At 46.3% G+C, this 602-nt stretch carries 1 protein-coding gene; it reads right to left on the minus strand.

The window, feature by feature from the left end; all coding sequences use genetic code 11:
- The coding region (locus PPOP_RS06650; protein ID WP_042227681.1) for an RNA-guided endonuclease InsQ/TnpB family protein at positions 1-602 on the minus strand (602 nt) is incomplete at both ends.

Here is a 602-nt window from a genome sequence, read left to right on the forward strand (position 1 = left end):
TTGCGAGCTGCATTTTCATCTCGATCCGCAACGTAGCCGCAATGGTGGCATTGATGCATGCGTACAGACAGCCCTTTCTTTACGATTTCACCACAATGGGAGCAAAGCTGAGATGTATGTCTTGGATCAACTTGAACAACCACCCGACCGGCGCTTTCAGCCTTGTACGTAGTGAATTGAACAAGTTGATGCCACCCAGCATCAGCAATGCTTTTGGCTAGATGGTGGTTCTTAACCATCCCTTGCACATTCAGATTTTCAAAAGCGATCAGTCCGTAGCGATTCACGAGCTGACGCGCAACTTTGTGTGCGTGATCTTTTCGCTGATTTGCGACCTTCTCATGAAGTCGAGCCAGGATGCGTACCGCCTTTTTTCTACGCATCGATCTACGTTTCTTTCGTGAAACTGAACGCTGTAGTTCTTTGAGGCGCTTCTCATTTTTACGTAAGTGTTTCGGAACTTCAAAGGTCTCGCCACTTGACGTAACTGCAAGATGTAGTAAACCAAGGTCAACCCCTACCTGCTCATCAGATTGTGAAAGAGGTTGTTTTTCCACTTCGCAAGAAAAGCAAGCATAGTATTTGCCGTTCTTCACAATGAT

This window comes from Paenibacillus popilliae ATCC 14706 (assembly GCF_000315235.1).
Taxonomy (GTDB): domain Bacteria; phylum Bacillota; class Bacilli; order Paenibacillales; family Paenibacillaceae; genus Paenibacillus_B; species Paenibacillus_B popilliae.